This window comes from Acidimicrobiia bacterium (genome assembly GCA_012959995.1).
GTDB lineage: Bacteria > Actinomycetota > Acidimicrobiia > Acidimicrobiales > MedAcidi-G1 > MedAcidi-G2B.
Window position 1 is genome coordinate 35123 of the sequence record DUCC01000016.1, and the last position, 15441, is coordinate 50563.

Here is a 15441-nt window from a genome sequence, read left to right on the forward strand (position 1 = left end):
GTAACTAACTATGAATGAAACAGACAACACCATCACCACCACTCGCTCAGGTCGCGACCTAAGTGACGCCCCAGACATGATTGTCTGTAGCGGCGTTTCTAAGTGGTACGGCGACTTTCAAGCCTTAGAAAACGTTTCGGCCACCATTAAAGAACAAGAAGTTGTGGTAGTGCTCGGCCCTTCTGGGTCGGGAAAATCTACGTGGATCCGCTGTATCAACCGCTTGGAACATCATCAAGAAGGCGACATCACCGTTGACGGGGTAGAACTCACCAACGACATGCGCAATATTGAAAAAATCCGCTCCGAAGTAGGGATGGTGTTTCAACAGTTCAACCTATTCCCTCACCTTTCGGTACGTGACAACGTTACTTTGGCCCCTATTTGGGTGCGTAAAAAGCCTAAAGCAGAAGCTATCGAGCAGGCGAATGAACTCTTGGAATTAGTGGGCATCCCTGAACAAGCCGACAAATTCCCTGGGCAGCTCTCGGGCGGTCAACAGCAGCGGGTAGCTATTGCTCGAGCCTTGGCCATGGAACCACGCATCATGCTGTTTGACGAACCAACCTCTGCTCTTGACCCTGAGATGATTAAAGAAGTGCTGGATGTAATGAAAGACTTGGCTCGTTCGGGCATGACCATGATGGTGGTAACCCACGAAATGGGCTTTGCTAAAGAAGTAGCCGACCGGATCATCTTTATGGAAGAGGGACAAATCGTTGAAGTGGGCACGCCTGAACACTTCTTCACCAACCCCACCGAGGACCGCACCAAGCTCTTCTTGTCGCAGATTCTCTAAACCAGACAAGGTGTCATTTCCTCTTGCCTTGATCTAAGGTGCGGCAATGAACGTTGAACATCTAACTGGAGTACTGGGTGCTCGAATCTCTGGGCTTGATCTCACTACGCTGAACGAACAACAAACCGCATCATTGAGGGCGGCCATCTGCCAACACCAGGTAGTCGTAATTCCCGGACAGGCCCTCTCCCCTGCCCAACAGACGGCTTTCAGCCACCAATTAGGGCCTTTTTCTCCCGTACCTTTTGTTGAACCTCTGGCCGGGTTTCCCGAAGTAATTGGGGTAATAAAAGAAGCCTCGGAACCTGAAGCATTTAATTTTGGTGGTGTGTGGCACAGCGATTTTTCTTTTCTTGAGGCGCCACCGGCCTTCACTGTTCTTCACGCCATTGACGTCCCCAAGGTGGGCGGCGACACCGTTTGGTCCTCCATGACCGCTGCTTGGGAGGCGCTAACTCCCGACCAGCAAGAGCGTTTTACTGAGATGACTGCTGTGCATTCCGCTAGTGCTTCGTATTCCCCAGCACAACAGGCGCTTCACTCAGGACTCTCCAGCATGGACATACGCACCTCTGATGATGCCGAAGATACTCAAGAACACCCGCTGGTTTGCGTCCACCCAGAAACCGGCGAGACCGCTCTTTTCTTTAACGGCACTTACGTGCGTGGCCTTCAAGGGCCCGACTTGGGTTCCTCAGATGCAGAAGCAAAAACACTGCAGTGGCTCCACCATTGGACCATCCATATACGGTTCACCTTTCGCCATCGCTGGGCTAACGGCGACGTGGTTATTTGGGACAACCGCACCACCCAACACGTGGCGCTAAACGACTACCCCGGCCAACGCCGCCAACTCCACCGCACCACGGTCGCCGGCACCCCACCCACTAAATAGTTCGTGCTCTGGGGACTGCCCCCAAAGCACGAACTATTTAGGTTTAATCTGTTTACCTGGGATGTGACCCTAGGTTCGGTTATTTGGAATTCGGTTGCGTGTTACTGATCGCGGAGAAGATCCATAAGCGATGAGGTGTCCCAACGGCCATGGCCTTGGCGTTGCAAACGAGCGTAATATTGATCGACCAAAGCAGTTATCGGCAACGAAGCGCCTATACGTTCTGCTTCGTCAAAAACGATACCTAAGTCTTTACGCATCCAATCCAAAGCAAATCCGTGATCAAAATGACCATCCAACATGGTGGTTGCCCGGTTGCTCATTTGCCACGAACCGGAAGCTCCTTGGCTGATAGCGGCCAGCACCTTGTCCATGTCTAGGTCGGCTCGACGGCCAAAATCTAAGGCCTCGGACAGGCCCTGAATTAATCCTGCTATACAGATTTGGTTGACCATTTTGGTGGTTTGTCCCGCTCCAACCGGGCCAATCAAGTTCACCGCCTTGGCGTACACCTCAAGGATTTCTTCTACCGAGGCGAACGTCTCTTCTGAACCACCACACATAACACTCAGTTGACCGGTTTCGGCCCCGGCTTGGCCCCCAGAAACCGGGGCATCAACAAAACCGACGCCCTGTTGAACCGCGGCGGCCGCTATCTCCCGAGCTACCTCAGCCGAAGCGGTGGTGTGATCCACTAATACGGAGCCCGCCGACATGCCCGACAAAATTCCATCTGGCCCAAAAATCACCGACCGTAAGTCATCATCATTACCTACACACACCAGGACTACCTCTGCTGCAGTTGCCGCCTTACCTGGGGTAGTCGCCGCTACTCCCCCGTGTTCAACTACCCAAGCCTCTGCTTTGGCTGTCGTGCGGTTGTACACCGTGGTGGCGTGGCCTGCGGCCTGCAAATGCCCCGCCATGGGGTAACCCATCACCCCTAAGCCCACAAAAGCACAAGTCTTTTTTTGATTATCACTCATTTACTTTCCTCCATATTTCAACTCAGCCATAGCGGCAAACAGGTCTAACGGTGACTGCAGGTCGCTGCGACCATCGATCTCTCGGTAGATGGCGTGCACGTTGACCGCTATGCGCTCCCATTCTCCCCACTGGGCGTAGGGCCCTAAATCAATTTCTTTAACAGCCTGGGCGGCGCTTTGCCCCGCCGCATGACGAGCATGGCATTCATCGTTTACAAAAACGAGGTAATCTCGTACCGCGGTTACACCAGCAGCATCGGTTAGCGGGCCATGACCGGGCACGATCACCTCGGCGCCGAGATCCAAAATCCGATCACAGGCGCCTATCCAGTTTGCTACCGGACCGTCCCAAATAATGGGGGTGCCGTTGATAAACAAAATATCGCCGCAAAATACGGTACCAGCGGCCGGAAGGTGCACCAAGAGGTCCCCCGAAGTATGTGCCGGGCCGACCTCAATCAACTCCACCGTGCGCCCGCCCACGTCGAGTTGCAATTCGCCGCTAAAAGTGCGGTCCGGGGTTGGCAGGTCGATACCAGCAAACTCGAACGGTCCAAAGGCTTCTTTGACATAACGGTTGGTGGTTTCGCCTAAATCGACCGCCATCAAAGCGGTAATGGCCGCCGGAGGCATCGAACCCATCTCGGCCGCTGCTGCTTCGCTGGTCACTATCTGTGCCCCTGCGTCGCTGAGCAAACTGTTGCCGTAGCAATGGTCGCCGTTGGCGTGTGTGTTGACCACCGTGTCTATGGGGCTACCTGCCGTGACCGCAGCCATGGCGTCCAACATGTCCCGAGTCAAGTTGAGGTCAAACAAGGTGTCAACCAGTAGCGACGACCACTCGGTGGCTAACAACCCTGCGTTGCTCCACCCCCACCCCCCGTCGGGTTGTAAATAAGCAAACACCCCGTCGGCTACCTCATGAAGCCCCTGGCTATAGGGCACCGAGGCGGAAAGTTGGTCTCTACGATCAGTCATGCCCTGACCTTAGGTCATGAACTCCCATACTTCCTTAACCCGCTTCGTTATTTGGGTGCATAAGGTGGCAAGATCAAGGTAATTCGTTCAACAAACAGGAGATAAACCTAATGGGCAACCTTTGTGCAGGCCGTGTGGCCATCGTGACCGGAGCGGGACGCGGCATCGGCCGTGAACACGCATTGCTGCTGGCCGAAAACGGCGCCAAAGTAGTAGTTAACGATATTGGAGCCGAGACCGACGGTGGCGGGGGCGACATTAGCCATGCCCAGTCGGTAGTCAACGAAATCGAAGCCATGGGCGGCGAAGCCATCGTCAACGGCGCCAACGTGGCCGACTTTGATGCCGCCGGAGAAATGATTCATCAAGCCATTGACACTTTTGGCAGTTGCGACATTTTGATCAACAACGCCGGTATTTTACGTGACCGCATGATGTTCTCGATGTCTGAAGGCGACTGGGATTCGGTCATCAACGTGCACCTCAAAGGCACCTTTGCCCCCAGCCATCACGCTGCGGTGTACTGGCGAGAAAAAGTAAAAAGCGGCGGTGAAGCCTTTGGTCGCATCATCAACACCTCTTCTCCTTCCGGCATTTACGGCAACGTGGGGCAAGCCAACTATGGGGCCGCCAAAGCGGGCATCGCTGCTTTTACCATCATCACCGCTATTGAGTTAACCAAATACGGGGTCACCGTTAACTGTTTGGCCCCGGGGGCGTACACCCGGATGACCGCTGATTTGCCGGGCTTTAGCGCTATGGATGAAGAAACCCGTGAAGCAATGGGTCCTCGCTGGATTGCTGTACCCGCTACTTGGTTATGCAGCGAGGCTGCTCAGAACGTAACCGGCCGCGTCTTTGACGTGGTGGGTAACCGTTTAGGCATTTCTGAGCAATGGCAGTTGGGTCCATCAGGAACCCAACCTGATGACCCCGCCGACTTGGGCGATCTGATGGCTGAGTTGATGGCCAATGCGCAACTCAATTCCGGCATGGACGGCAACCCCGCCGAAGGCCCCGGTCGCCCCGGCCACACTATTTAAACCCCGCCGGCGAGATACAGGCAACCAATACATGGCCATTGACTTTTCCCTCACTCCGGAACTCGAAGCGATTCGCTCTCGGGTACGTACCTTTGTTGATGACGTGGTGCGGCCCGGGGAGCAGCGCATTGAAGGAAAAGGCGACGAACCGTCCTTAGAGGGCAGCGAGCGCATCGAGGCTTTGGTGGCCATGCGCAAGTTGGCCCACGCCGAAGGGCTCTGGTTGCCTCATATGCCTGTTGAGTGGGGCGGTATGGGGCTCAGCCATGTGGAGCTGGCCATGGTGCAAGCCGAGGCCGCTCGGTCTCGTTATGGCCCGTGGGTGTTGAACTGTCAGGCCCCCGATGAAGGCAACATGCACACCTTGTTGCATTGGGGTACTGACCAGCAGAAAGAAAAATACCTTAAGCCTTTGTGTTCGGGCCGCTCGTGGTCTTGTTTTGCTATGACCGAGCCGGAAGTTGCGGGCTCGGACCCGACGTTGATTCGCACCAGTGGCTACCCCGACGGAGAAGAGTGGGTACTTAACGGACACAAATGGTTTATTTCGAATGCCCATCGAGCCAATTTTGCTATTTTGATTGCCCGCACCGAAGAGGACCCCGACCTGCCCCAGGCTGCTAACACGGCGTTCATTATTGACCTCCCTCAAGAGGGGTGGAACGATGTGCGTCAGATTGAAACCATGCATGGGGCCACGGGGCACAGCGAGATACTCATTGAGGATCTCCGGGTGCATGAGTCACAGATGCTCGGCGGCCGTGGCCAAGGGCACCTCTTGGGTCAGTACCGGTTGGGTCCGGCTCGTTTAGCGCATTGCATGCGCTGGATCGCTCAAGCCGAAACTGCGTTAGACATGATGGTCGAGCGATCTCTGGAGCGCTTTAGCCACGGATCATTGCTGGCTGAAAAACAAGGTATCCAGTGGATGATTGCTGACTCCACCATGGAGTTGTACCAATCCAAACTTATGGTTTTGCATGCCGCTTATAAAATTGACCGCGGTGAAGACTTCAAGTCTGAGGTCTCCATGGCCAAGCATTTTGTAGCCAACGCTTTGGGCCGCATTATCGATCGCTCTATTCAGGTGCACGGGGCCTTGGGGTATTCCACCGACACCCCGCTAGCCGACATGTACCAACACGCCCGGTGGGCTCGTTTTGCCGATGGCGCTGACGAAGTGCACCAAATGCGTATCGCCCAGCGCACCATTAATGCCTTTACCGATTCAGGTTCTACGGCGGCCGCTACCGGCAACCTGCCGATATAGCTACTGGCCAATCTAATTATCGGCAGTCTGCGCCCTGACACGGGTGACATTCCAGGGCCAAGGTGGCATGGGAAATACCTATTTGCTGAAGTTCGCCTTCAAGTTCTGCACTGATTTCTTGGGCATCGTGCAGGGTGTCAGCGGCTACCACCACGTGGGCGCTGAGCGCCGCGGTGGTGGAATCCACCGACCAAATATGCAAGTGGTGCACATCGGAAACTTGTGGATGGCCGATCATGACCTCGTTGATGCGGTCAAGGTCAATGTCTTGTGGAGTGCCTTCTAAGAGAATATGGATAGTGCGTCGAACTAAGCCCACCCCAGACCACAACACCAAGGCAGCGATCAAATAGGAGACTGCCGGGTCTACCCAGCGGGCATCCCACACCATGATGGCCACTCCGGCGATTACTACCCCCAGCGAACCGGCGGCGTCGCTGAGCAGGTGCAGGGCTGCCCCGGCCACGTTTACGCTTTGGTCGCCGGTGCGTTTCAACAGCCAAGCGCTTCCCCCATTAACGATTAAACCAACTAAAGCCACTAAGAACACGCCCAAGCCGTTGACTTCTGGTGGGTCGCCAAGGCGGCGGGTGGCTTCCACCACGATCCAAAGAGCGGCCGCCACGAGCAAAACAGCATTGATGAGCGCCCCCATAACTTCGGCCCGTTTCAAGCCAAAGCTATAACGACTGGTGGCCCCTCGGGCCGCCATGGCTACCGCGAGCACCGCAATTATCAGCGAAAGAACATCTGAGCCTTGATGCACCGTGTCGGCCCATAAAGCCAACGACCCAAAAACCACGGCGCCGACAACTTGCGCCACCAGCAACACGGTGTTGGCACCCAAAGCCATGCGCAACGATCCAGCGGCCGAATGGTGCTGGTGACTATGCATCAAACTCTCTCTCCATCGGTGGTTGCTGTCCTAAACCCTACCCCTCTTCTCCCCTCCCCTAGATGAGACATGGGGCCTGGCCCCATGTTTCATATTTAAAAGAGATACCTGTGGCTGAGGATGCATCTAGGGCCAGTCCTCTGGTATCTCCCTATTGGGCAAAGCAACTAAGAAGATGTCTGGGGACTAAAGATATTTGAGATGCCTGGGGTCCGGCCCAGACATCTTTAGTTACTCGCCGAAAAAGTTGAGATGGGTAGCGGCGAGAACTTCACCCGCCGGAGTGGTGGTAGTGAAATGGCCGCCGGCCACCGAGGAAGCCACCAGAACTATCGCCAAGTTGGATTCGTGCTTGGGTGACCAAGTAGCGACCCGCACCTCACCCACGGCCTGGCCATCGGCATCCAGGGCCGGCCACGGGTGTTCGCTGGTGTCCGTCAAGCGCTCCCCCGACAACAACACGGTAACCAACCGGCGTTTCGGCCCCGCTGCTTGCTCAGCCAACAAGGCCTCTTTGCCAATAAAATCGTCAGTCCGATCCAGCGACAAAAAGCGCCCCAAGCCAACTTCTAACGGAGTGGCTTCCCCACCGCAGTCAGCCCGATAAGAAAACAAACCCGACTCGATGCGCTCGTTCAAAGTAGGGCCACCGGGGTGGATGCCGAACTTCTCGCCGGCCGCCCACACCAAGTTCCACAAATCCATACCCCGAGAGCCATCTTGCAAAAACAATTCAAACCCGCCTTGGCCGCTCCACCCCGAACGACACACCACCACAGGGATGCCATGGTGTTCAGTGGCCACAAAACCAAAGAACGGCACCTTGCGCACCCACTCCCCCAACAGGTCGGCCACCGTGTCTTCGGCACGAGGCCCCTGCACAGCCAGTGGCGAAACATCTGGCTCGAATACCCGACAATCCATGCCTCGCTCCGCCGCTACTGCCTTAACCCACCACAAAACATCTGAGTCGGCAATCGACAACCAGTACTGGTCATCGGCCAACTTCAACACCATGGGGTCGTTAATCAGCGTCCCTTGGTGATCGCAAAGCGGGGCGTAACGCACCTGGCCTACCCGCATACCCTCAAGGTCACGGGCCGACACGTACTGCGCCAAAGCAAAAGCATCCGGCCCCACAATTTCTACCTGGCGTTCACAAGACACATCCCACAAAGAAACCCGCTCCATCAAAGCGGTGTATTCCTCGGCCGGGTCACCAAAGGAAGCAGGCATCAACATGTGGTTATAGACCGTGACATGGGTCAACCCATGAGCGACCAACGCATCAAAAAATGGGGACTTCCTCACTCGTGAGCCTAAAGGAATTTGCAAAGTCATAGGTTCATCTCCGATTCGCCATGTCGATACTGCGGTGCGTCGCTGGGCGGCAGCATTTCGTTTCCTAAGATCAAGTCAGCGGCCCGCTCAGCCATCATCATGACCGGGGCATAGATATTGCCGTTGGTTAGCGTGGGCATGGCCGAAGCATCCACCACCCGCAGGCCTTGCACGCCATGAACCCGCATGCTGGTGGGGTCCACCACCCCGAGCGGGTCGTTACCCATGCGGGCCGTACAAGACGGATGCAACGCCGTTTCAGCATCTTTGCGCACCCATTCCAATACCGCTTCGGGCCCGGTGACCTCCGGTCCCGGTGAAATCTCCCCGTCGTTGTAGCGGTCAAAAGCCGGTTGGCTCATAATATTGCGCGCTACTTCAATAGCTTCCGTCCACTCTTGGCGGTCTTCGACGGTAGATAAATAGTTGAACTGCAATTTAGGTTTAGCCAGTGGGTCGTTCGAGTCAATGCGCACCCACCCCTTGCTGTTAGAAAACATGGGCCCGATATGAAACTGGTAGCCATGGCCCGCCGAAGGCACCGAACCGTCATAACGGATAGCGATAGGTAAAAAGTGGAACATCAAATTGGGCCACGGAACCTCATCGTTGCTACGTAAAAACCCGCCCGCTTCAAAATGATTCGAAACCCCGGGGCCCCTACGGAACAACCATTGCAAGCCAATCCATGGTTTACGCCACCAGGCCAAATTAGGCGCTAACGACACCGGTTCTTTACAGGCGTACTGCACATACACCTCCAAGTGGTCTTGCAGGTTCTCACCCACCCCGGGGAGGTCCACCACCGGAGTCACCCCAGCCGCTTTGAGCACCGCAGTCGGTCCGATACCGGAGAGTTGCAGCAACTGTGGCGTGTTAATGGCTCCGGCACACGAAATCACTTCAGCGGCCCGCACCTGGTGCAAGCGGCCTCGCTTGGTGTACTCCACCCCTATTACTCGGGTGCCATCCATAAGGAACCTGGTGGCTTGCGCTTTGGTCACGACCTTTAAGTTTTTGCGCTTCATCACGGGGTGCAAATATGCCCGAGCGGCCGACAAGCGCCGCCCTCGATGCACGTTGCGGTCAAAAGCGTTAAAACCCTCTTGGCGGTAACCGTTGACGTCATCGGTCATGGGGTGGCCGGCTTGTTGCACCGCTTCAAAAAAGGCTTTGAACAGCGGGCTACTGGCCGGGCCGCGCTCTAATTTCAGGGGACCTTCACCACCTCGCCATTGATCCTCACCAGCCAAGCAGGTTTCCATACGGCGAAAATACGGCAAACAATGCGCCCAATCCCATTGTTGGCAGCCTTCGGTGGCCGCCCACCGGTCGTAGTCCATGGGGTTACCTCGCTGAAAAATCATCCCATTTATTGACGACGACCCACCCAACACTTTGCCTCGAGCGTGATACACCCGGCGGCCGCCCATTTCGGGCTCTGGCTCGGATTCGTACATCCAGTCGTAGAACCGGTTGCCGATACCCATAGACAACGCCGCCGGCATGTGGATCACCACATCGACTTTCCAATCTCGTCGGCCCGCTTCCAGCAACAACACCTGATTTTCTGGGTCAGCGCTTAACCGGTTGGCCAGCGCACAACCCGCCGAACCGCCGCCCACGATCAGGTAGTCGTAAGTTTCTGCGTTGTCTACTTTGGTCAAGACAGTTCCCCTCATTTCTTGAGGAGATTCTGCCTTAAAAAACCGCCATGAACACGGTTAAGTCTGTAAAAAGCACCTAGCGTGTTTTGGGTCATGAACTTTCCTGCCCCCAAGCCCTTGTTTCGTGGAGTCTCGCATCGGGCAGCCTTTATCTCTGCGCTGACTTTGGCCCCCCTGATGATCGCCAAAGCCCCTGGTGTAGGGCCTCGTTTCATCATCGCTTTGTACTCTCTTTCGATGGTAGCCCTCTTTGGCGTGTCGGCTCTTTATCACCGCATTGATTGGAGCCCGTCGAAGAAAACCCTGATGCAAAAAATTGACCACATCACCATTTTTGTGGCCATCGCCGCCACTTATACCCCAGTAGCGGTCTTCGTGCTCTCCCCGTGGGCGGGCACCTTGGTACTTTGGGTGGTGTGGCTAGGAGCAACTAGCGGCATTGTTATTTATTTACGCTTTCCTCACGCTCCCAACTGGGCCGTAGCTCTTCCCTACCTCATCATTGGTTGGTCGTTGCTGCCGGTGATAACTGATGCTTGGCACCAACTCGGCGTAGCCGCCTTCTTGCTTCTGCTACTTGGTGGCCTGCTTTACACCGGGGGCGCCTTGATTTTTGCTTTTCAAAAACCCAACCCTTGGCCAGGCACCTTTGGCTTTCACGAAGTGTTCCACCTATGCACCATTGTTGGGGCCACCTTGCATTACATCGCCATCGCTTTTTTCGTGCTTCCCAAGGCCGGTTAACCCCAACAGAGTTTTCGCCGATAACTTAAAGCCATGCAGACAGACTTTCGTAGCGACACCATTACCCAAGCCACCGCCCCCATGCGAGCCGCTATGGCAGCCGCCGAAGTGGGCGACGACGTCTTTAGCGAAGACCCCACGGTCAATGAACTCCAAGAACGAATGGCCGACCTGACCGGTAAAGAAGCTGCTCTTTTTCTTTCTTCGGGCACCCAATCCAACTTGGCCGCCGTACTCGCTCACGGGCAACGGGGCGACGAATACCTCATTGGCCGCAACTACCATATTTTGATCAACGAAGCTTCCGGAGCGTCGGCTTTTGGCGGGTTAGCGCCATGGCCCTTGGCGGTTGACGATCGAGGCAGCATCGACCCGGCCGAAGTGGCATCTGCCGTTAAAGAACCCGACCAGCACCACCCGGTAACCCGCATGCTGTGTTTAGAAAACACCACAAATGGCCATGTGCAGTCAGTGGAACTGGTCACCGAATTAGCGGCGGTGGCTCACCAGAACGACATGGTGGTGCACCTTGATGGGGCTCGCCTTTTTAATGCGGCCGCCGCACTTGAGGTGCCTATTTCGGCTTTTACTAGCCAGGTAGAGACCGCTTCGCTTTGCCTCTCAAAGGGTCTTGGTGCTCCCACCGGCTCGGTTCTGGTGGGCGACAAAAAAACTATTGCTCAAGCTTTTCGCATGCGAAAAATGTTGGGTGGCGGCACCCGCCAAGCCGGGCACTTAGCGGCCGCCGGCCTCTATGCCCTCGATCACCATGTAGAGCGCCTTGTTGAAGATCATCGTCGGGCCGAACGTATAGCGGCTGCTTTATCGAGCCTCGAGGGCCTCGGCGTGGTGCAAGCCACCAATATGTTGTGGATCACCCCACCAGCCGAACTTCACGATGCGTTAGACGCCCATCTAACCACCCAAGGCATTGGCTTTTTTCCTTGGAAACCCACCATGCGTTTAGTAACTCACTTGGGTATTGATGATCAAGCCGAAGATCTACTTATTAGTTCTTTCCAAGAATTTTTTGCCCGCTAAAGACGTTTTAACTTTTAAGTTTTTGCCAGCGACCGTAGGTGGTCCCGCTCAAGACTATTTGCTTACCGTGAGCAGGTAGTCGCCGCGTTTTTCGTCCCAGCGCATAGTTACCAAGTCGCGGGCGGCGGCCGCTTTGCAGAACTGCAAGAAACCTCGATAGCCCACCGCACGTTCGTTGAACTTTGGTTCACGACGAACCAGCTCGGTTTTTAATCCCGACAAAGGGGCACCATTTTTTCCAGCGGTCTCGGCAACTACGGCCGCCAATAAATCAAACGCTGCCTGAGCGGGGCCAGCACCGGTCACTAAATCTACTTCAGGGTCACGGCGCGGACCGTTAAGCTCCACCACTTTACGCTCGGCCAAATGGCGCAAAAGTTCGGTGAACCCGCGGAAACCATGGTCGGATTCGTTAAACGTAGGGTCGATACGCACGATGGCCCGTTTCAGCGTTGAGGCTCGCACTTCGTCGTTGGTGCTTTGCATGCCGGCCAGCGTAGAGATCACTAACTCATCCAACGAGGGAGTCTCTTCTTCGCTTTCTGTATCAGCATCAGCGCTTTGACTCCGTACTCCTTCGAGGCGTTCGTAAAACAAAAACTCATCACAAGCTGGGGGCAACAACTTTGAGGTGGACTCTTTTACCCCGATACCAATGACTCGTTTGTCAAGTTCACGGAGTTTATGTACCAGTGGGGTGAAGTCGCTGTCTCCAGTGCCCAACACGATGGTAGTGATGTAGTCCCGTTCAAAAGCCAACTCGAGGGCGTCGACCACCATTTTTATATCGGCAGAGTTTTTGCGACTGGTCCCCATGCGTTGCGGGATTTCCAAGAGCTCTACATGATGTCGGGTCAGGTCACGGCGGTCTTCATCAAAGCGACTCCAATCGGCATAGGCCCGGCGATACACCACCCGTCCTCGCTCGGCCATGGCTCGGGCAATAGGGGCATAATCAAAGCGACGTTGCCCCAGGTTCTCTCGGGCCCCGATGGCTAAGTTCTCGTAATCTAAGAAAATAGCAATTCGTTCTTCGGACATATCGTTACGCATGACCTTAAGTATGCCACCTTTTGAAGAAAAGCCCAGAAATCAAGGCTTTCTACTTAATGGTCACCGGGTAAAGCGGGTACATCAGGGTCCAAACGGTGATAGTCGCCTGCTTCTGCCGCATAAATAATTTCTTCAGTTATTAGCCCAGTGGGTTGATCTAGCGAACCTGCAGTAATCGAAACTCGCTCAGGTTTGTCGGTGGCTGCCCAAAACAACGACGCTCCGCAGTGGCCACAAAACCCGTAACGCACCGTGGGGGTCCGCTGGTACCAGGTGAGGGCTTCCTTGGTGTCAAAGTGCAGATCCCTCTCGGCCACCGAGGTAGCGGCCATATGGTGGCCAGTAATACGCCGGCACGGCTCACAGTGGCAGTCCACCACGTTACGCAAAGGCCCGGTTACTCGGTAGCGCACGCCTCCGCAGTCGCATCCTCCGGTCGCTCTGATTTCTTGGATTTTTTCCATAACGCACTTTTACACAACTTGCGGCTTTAAATCACCATGCCAACTCACCGCTTCCCTGCTTTTTCTGATTGACTTACTCTCTATGCCATACCAAATTGCTGCCTTGCTGGCAGCCACCATGTGGGCCTTAAGCAGCCTGGTGGCTGCCGAACCGGTACGCCGCCTGGGCGGGCCAAGGTTTTGCCGCCTCCGTCTTATTCTTTCTGGAATAGTTTTACTTTTTATCGCCCTTTTTCGCGGGGAGTGGTCCAGCATCGCTCTCGGCGATTTATGGCTGATCTTTCTTTCTTCGGTGGTTGGGCTCGTTATTGGTGACCTCGGACTTTTTGTGGCCATGGAACGCATCGGGCCGCGCCGCACCTCAGTACTTTTTACTACCAACGCCCCAATAGCGGCGCTCGGCGGGGTTATTTTATATAGCGAGGCGTTACATTCTTGGGCCCTGTTGGGCGCCATCTGCACGGTAGGCGGGGTCATGTTGGCGGTGAACTTTGGTTCTCGCCGCGGCGTTGCCGATGCCGTTTTTGAACGGGTAGATGGCCCGCTCAAGGTGGGGGCTATGTGGGCTTCTTTAGGCGCCTTAGGCCAGGCGGTAGGCGCTTTAGCGATCAAACCGGTTTTCGAACATGGATCCGACACCCTTACGGTGTCTGCCGTACGAGTATTTTTTGCCCTGCCCTTGCTCTGGATTTTCGCCAAACCCATTGATCGCCTCGCCAAGTCGACCGAACGAACACCAATTTTACGGGGCGACTGGAACCGTATGTTCTTTAGTTCCACCGTAGCCATGGTGGCTGGGGCCACCCTGTTGCTTTACGCCATCGGGCACGGCGATACCGGTGTAGCGAGCATTTTGGCCGGCACCACCCCCGTAATCATGTTGCCGTTACTTTGGATAGTCACCCGACGCAGCCCGTCGCTCGGGGCTTGGGTAGGCGCTTTATTAACCATTGTCGGTACCGCTCTGTTGATTTAGTTGCCCAAGTCTGTTCAGCGACACCCAATGATCTAATCTGGGGCCATGTTTGACGTAGTAGTGGTCGGCGGAGGAATTATCGGTGCCTCAGCGACTCGCCATTTGGCACAGTCTGGTGCTTCGGTAGCAGTCATCGCTCCACCAGAACCGGCAACCCCAGAAACCCACACCGGTCCTTTTGGTGCCTTTCACGATGTTTCGCGGCTCTCGCGCAAGCTTTACCTTGGTGAGGTAGAAACCGAATTGTCAAGGCGTACCGAAGCCGCTCAGCCCATTATTGAAAGGTTCAGCGATACTCAAGTTTTTAGCGGACCGGCGCATTTATTTGTTTCTCGCCCCCAAGACGATGAAGGCTTAGCCCGGGCCGTAGCCGCTCTGCCGCCGGGCCATGGGGTGGAGGTGCGAGACGCAGTAGCCATGGCGCAGCGTTGGCCAGAAATTAGCTTCCCTGCGGACATGGTGGGCTTTTTAGAACCCGGCACCGGCGGGGCGCTCGACCCCCGGGCTTTGGTGGCGGCCCAACTAAACGGCGCCCGAGCCTCCGATGCTCAAGTCTTTGGCTTTCCCGCCATTGGTTTGGACCTTGAGCAGCAAAAGGCCACCGTTACCTTGGCCGATGGACAAACAGTGACAGCCCGAAAGGCCTTGGTGGCCACCGGGGCCTGGAGCAACCTCAGCGGGCTACTCCCCCGGCCGGTTGCTTTGCGCCGCAAAACCGAAATGGTTTTATTGGCCGAACTCGACGCCCCGGAGGCCCAACGTTTAGCCAACCTTCCGGTCATGCATTACGTCATTGACCACCCGGCGGCCGGCGATATTTATACTGTGGCGCCCATCACTTACCCCGATGGGCGCACCATGTTGAAATGGGGCACCAACACCACCGCTGACCGTTGGATCGACACCGAAGCCGACATAAACGCCTGGTACCGTTCGGGCGACAGCGATCGTATGGTTGAGGCGCTGCGTAGTTCCATTGAAGCCACTTACCCTGGCCTGCGAGCCAGTGCCTGGCACACCCAGCGGTGCGTCATTACCTACACCACCCACGCCATGCCGTATATCGACGTTTTAGTACCGGACTTGCTTTACTCGGCCATTGGCGGCAACGGTCGAAGCGCCAAATGGGCAGACCCCTTGGGCCAGTTGGCGGCCTCACTAACGTTGAACGGCAAGTGGGTAGACGACCTGCCCGCCGAGCGTTTTTCCGTTGACTACACCCAAGACCCAGCTATTTGGGAAGGCCGAGACTTACTTTGCGATCGCAAAAGTAACCCCTCGGGTTAACC

The 15441-nt window shown here is 55.7% G+C and carries 15 protein-coding genes; 8 read left to right on the forward strand and 7 right to left on the reverse strand.

What is annotated here, in order from left to right; genetic code table 11:
• Positions 1–76: 76 nt before the first annotated feature.
• Positions 77–799, forward strand: coding sequence for an amino acid ABC transporter ATP-binding protein (locus EYQ49_04880; GenBank protein ID HIG25211.1), 723 nt, complete (start codon positions 77–79; stop codon positions 797–799).
• 46 nt (positions 800–845) lie between these two features.
• A complete protein-coding gene (locus EYQ49_04885; GenBank protein HIG25212.1) occupies positions 846–1694 on the forward strand; it encodes a TauD/TfdA family dioxygenase in 849 nt (282 codons plus the stop codon).
• Positions 1695–1795: 101 nt separating this feature from the next.
• On the opposite strand, the gene EYQ49_04890 is transcribed toward EYQ49_04885, so the two are convergent.
• On the reverse strand, positions 1796–2680 hold the full coding sequence (locus tag EYQ49_04890; GenBank protein ID HIG25213.1) for an NAD(P)-dependent oxidoreductase: 885 nt from the start codon (positions 2678–2680) through the stop codon (positions 1796–1798).
• The gene (locus EYQ49_04895; GenBank protein ID HIG25214.1) at positions 2681–3658 is read right to left on the reverse strand and encodes an MBL fold metallo-hydrolase; all 978 of its coding nucleotides are present in this window, start codon (positions 3656–3658) and stop codon (positions 2681–2683) included.
• 110 nt (positions 3659–3768) lie between these two features.
• On the opposite strand from EYQ49_04895, the gene EYQ49_04900 reads away from it, so the two are divergent.
• Together EYQ49_04900 and EYQ49_04905 are read left to right on the forward strand one after the other, a co-directional pair.
• Positions 3769–4701 carry an SDR family NAD(P)-dependent oxidoreductase gene (locus EYQ49_04900; GenBank protein HIG25215.1) on the forward strand — a complete coding sequence of 311 codons (933 nt, stop codon included), beginning with the start codon at positions 3769–3771 and terminating at the stop codon, positions 4699–4701.
• 31 nt (positions 4702–4732) lie between these two features.
• Entirely contained in the window at positions 4733–5971 is a 1239-nt protein-coding gene (locus tag EYQ49_04905) for an acyl-CoA dehydrogenase (protein HIG25216.1), read from the forward strand.
• Between the two features lie 16 nt (positions 5972–5987).
• Here EYQ49_04905 and EYQ49_04910 read toward each other — a convergent pair whose 3' ends face one another.
• The 3 genes from EYQ49_04910 to betA form a co-directional block, all read right to left on the reverse strand.
• Positions 5988–6866: a cation transporter gene (locus EYQ49_04910; protein ID HIG25217.1), complete on the reverse strand. Its 879-nt coding sequence runs from the start codon at positions 6864–6866 to the stop codon at positions 5988–5990.
• 231 nt (positions 6867–7097) lie between these two features.
• Complete coding sequence (locus EYQ49_04915; protein ID HIG25218.1) at positions 7098–8207, reverse strand: glycine cleavage system protein T; 1110 nt, start codon at positions 8205–8207, stop codon at positions 7098–7100.
• On the reverse strand, positions 8204–9889 hold the full coding sequence (gene betA / locus EYQ49_04920) for a choline dehydrogenase (GenBank protein HIG25219.1): 1686 nt from the start codon (positions 9887–9889) through the stop codon (positions 8204–8206). The genes EYQ49_04915 and betA overlap by 4 nt, the downstream gene beginning before the upstream one ends.
• Before the next feature lie 78 nt (positions 9890–9967).
• Here betA and EYQ49_04925 point away from each other — a divergent pair, with 78 nt between their 5' ends.
• Positions 9968–10618 (forward strand): hemolysin III family protein, encoded by a 651-nt coding sequence (locus EYQ49_04925; GenBank protein ID HIG25220.1) that lies wholly within the window; start codon positions 9968–9970, stop codon positions 10616–10618.
• Between the two features lie 33 nt (positions 10619–10651).
• Positions 10652–11659: a low-specificity L-threonine aldolase gene (gene ltaE, locus EYQ49_04930; GenBank protein HIG25221.1), complete on the forward strand. Its 1008-nt coding sequence runs from the start codon at positions 10652–10654 to the stop codon at positions 11657–11659.
• 54 nt (positions 11660–11713) lie between these two features.
• Here ltaE and EYQ49_04935 read toward each other — a convergent pair whose 3' ends face one another.
• Together EYQ49_04935 and EYQ49_04940 are read right to left on the reverse strand one after the other, a co-directional pair.
• Positions 11714–12712 carry an NYN domain-containing protein gene (locus EYQ49_04935; GenBank protein ID HIG25222.1) on the reverse strand — a complete coding sequence of 333 codons (999 nt, stop codon included), beginning with the start codon at positions 12710–12712 and terminating at the stop codon, positions 11714–11716.
• A 53-nt stretch (positions 12713–12765) separates the two neighbouring features.
• Positions 12766–13176, reverse strand: coding sequence for a GFA family protein (locus EYQ49_04940; GenBank protein HIG25223.1), 411 nt, complete (start codon positions 13174–13176; stop codon positions 12766–12768).
• Between the two features lie 82 nt (positions 13177–13258).
• Here EYQ49_04940 and EYQ49_04945 point away from each other — a divergent pair, with 82 nt between their 5' ends.
• Positions 13259–14152, forward strand: a complete 894-nt coding sequence (locus EYQ49_04945) for an EamA family transporter (protein HIG25224.1) — start codon at positions 13259–13261, stop codon at positions 14150–14152.
• Positions 14153–14197: 45 nt separating this feature from the next.
• Positions 14198–15439 carry an FAD-dependent oxidoreductase gene (locus EYQ49_04950; GenBank protein HIG25225.1) on the forward strand — a complete coding sequence of 414 codons (1242 nt, stop codon included), beginning with the start codon at positions 14198–14200 and terminating at the stop codon, positions 15437–15439.
• The last annotated feature ends 2 nt before the right edge of the window (positions 15440–15441 follow it).

Excerpts from the sequence above, each read along its gene's own strand:
- EYQ49_04880 (HIG25211.1), top strand. The coding sequence starts at position 77 with ATGATTGTCTGTAGCGGCGTTTCTAAGTGGTACGGCGACTTTCAAGCC.
- EYQ49_04885 (HIG25212.1), top strand. The coding sequence starts at position 846 with ATGAACGTTGAACATCTAACTGGAGTACTGGGTGCTCGAATCTCTGGG.
- EYQ49_04890 (HIG25213.1), bottom strand. The coding sequence starts at position 2,680 with ATGAGTGATAATCAAAAAAAGACTTGTGCTTTTGTGGGCTTAGGGGTG.
- EYQ49_04895 (HIG25214.1), bottom strand. The coding sequence starts at position 3,658 with ATGACTGATCGTAGAGACCAACTTTCCGCCTCGGTGCCCTATAGCCAG.
- EYQ49_04900 (HIG25215.1), top strand. The coding sequence starts at position 3,769 with ATGGGCAACCTTTGTGCAGGCCGTGTGGCCATCGTGACCGGAGCGGGA.
- EYQ49_04905 (HIG25216.1), top strand. The coding sequence starts at position 4,733 with ATGGCCATTGACTTTTCCCTCACTCCGGAACTCGAAGCGATTCGCTCT.
- EYQ49_04910 (HIG25217.1), bottom strand. The coding sequence starts at position 6,866 with ATGCATAGTCACCAGCACCATTCGGCCGCTGGATCGTTGCGCATGGCT.
- EYQ49_04915 (HIG25218.1), bottom strand. The coding sequence starts at position 8,207 with ATGACTTTGCAAATTCCTTTAGGCTCACGAGTGAGGAAGTCCCCATTT.
- betA (HIG25219.1), bottom strand. The coding sequence starts at position 9,889 with ATGAGGGGAACTGTCTTGACCAAAGTAGACAACGCAGAAACTTACGAC.
- EYQ49_04925 (HIG25220.1), top strand. The coding sequence starts at position 9,968 with ATGAACTTTCCTGCCCCCAAGCCCTTGTTTCGTGGAGTCTCGCATCGG.
- ltaE (HIG25221.1), top strand. The coding sequence starts at position 10,652 with ATGCAGACAGACTTTCGTAGCGACACCATTACCCAAGCCACCGCCCCC.
- EYQ49_04935 (HIG25222.1), bottom strand. The coding sequence starts at position 12,712 with ATGCGTAACGATATGTCCGAAGAACGAATTGCTATTTTCTTAGATTAC.
- EYQ49_04940 (HIG25223.1), bottom strand. The coding sequence starts at position 13,176 with ATGGAAAAAATCCAAGAAATCAGAGCGACCGGAGGATGCGACTGCGGA.
- EYQ49_04945 (HIG25224.1), top strand. The coding sequence starts at position 13,259 with ATGCCATACCAAATTGCTGCCTTGCTGGCAGCCACCATGTGGGCCTTA.
- EYQ49_04950 (HIG25225.1), top strand. The coding sequence starts at position 14,198 with ATGTTTGACGTAGTAGTGGTCGGCGGAGGAATTATCGGTGCCTCAGCG.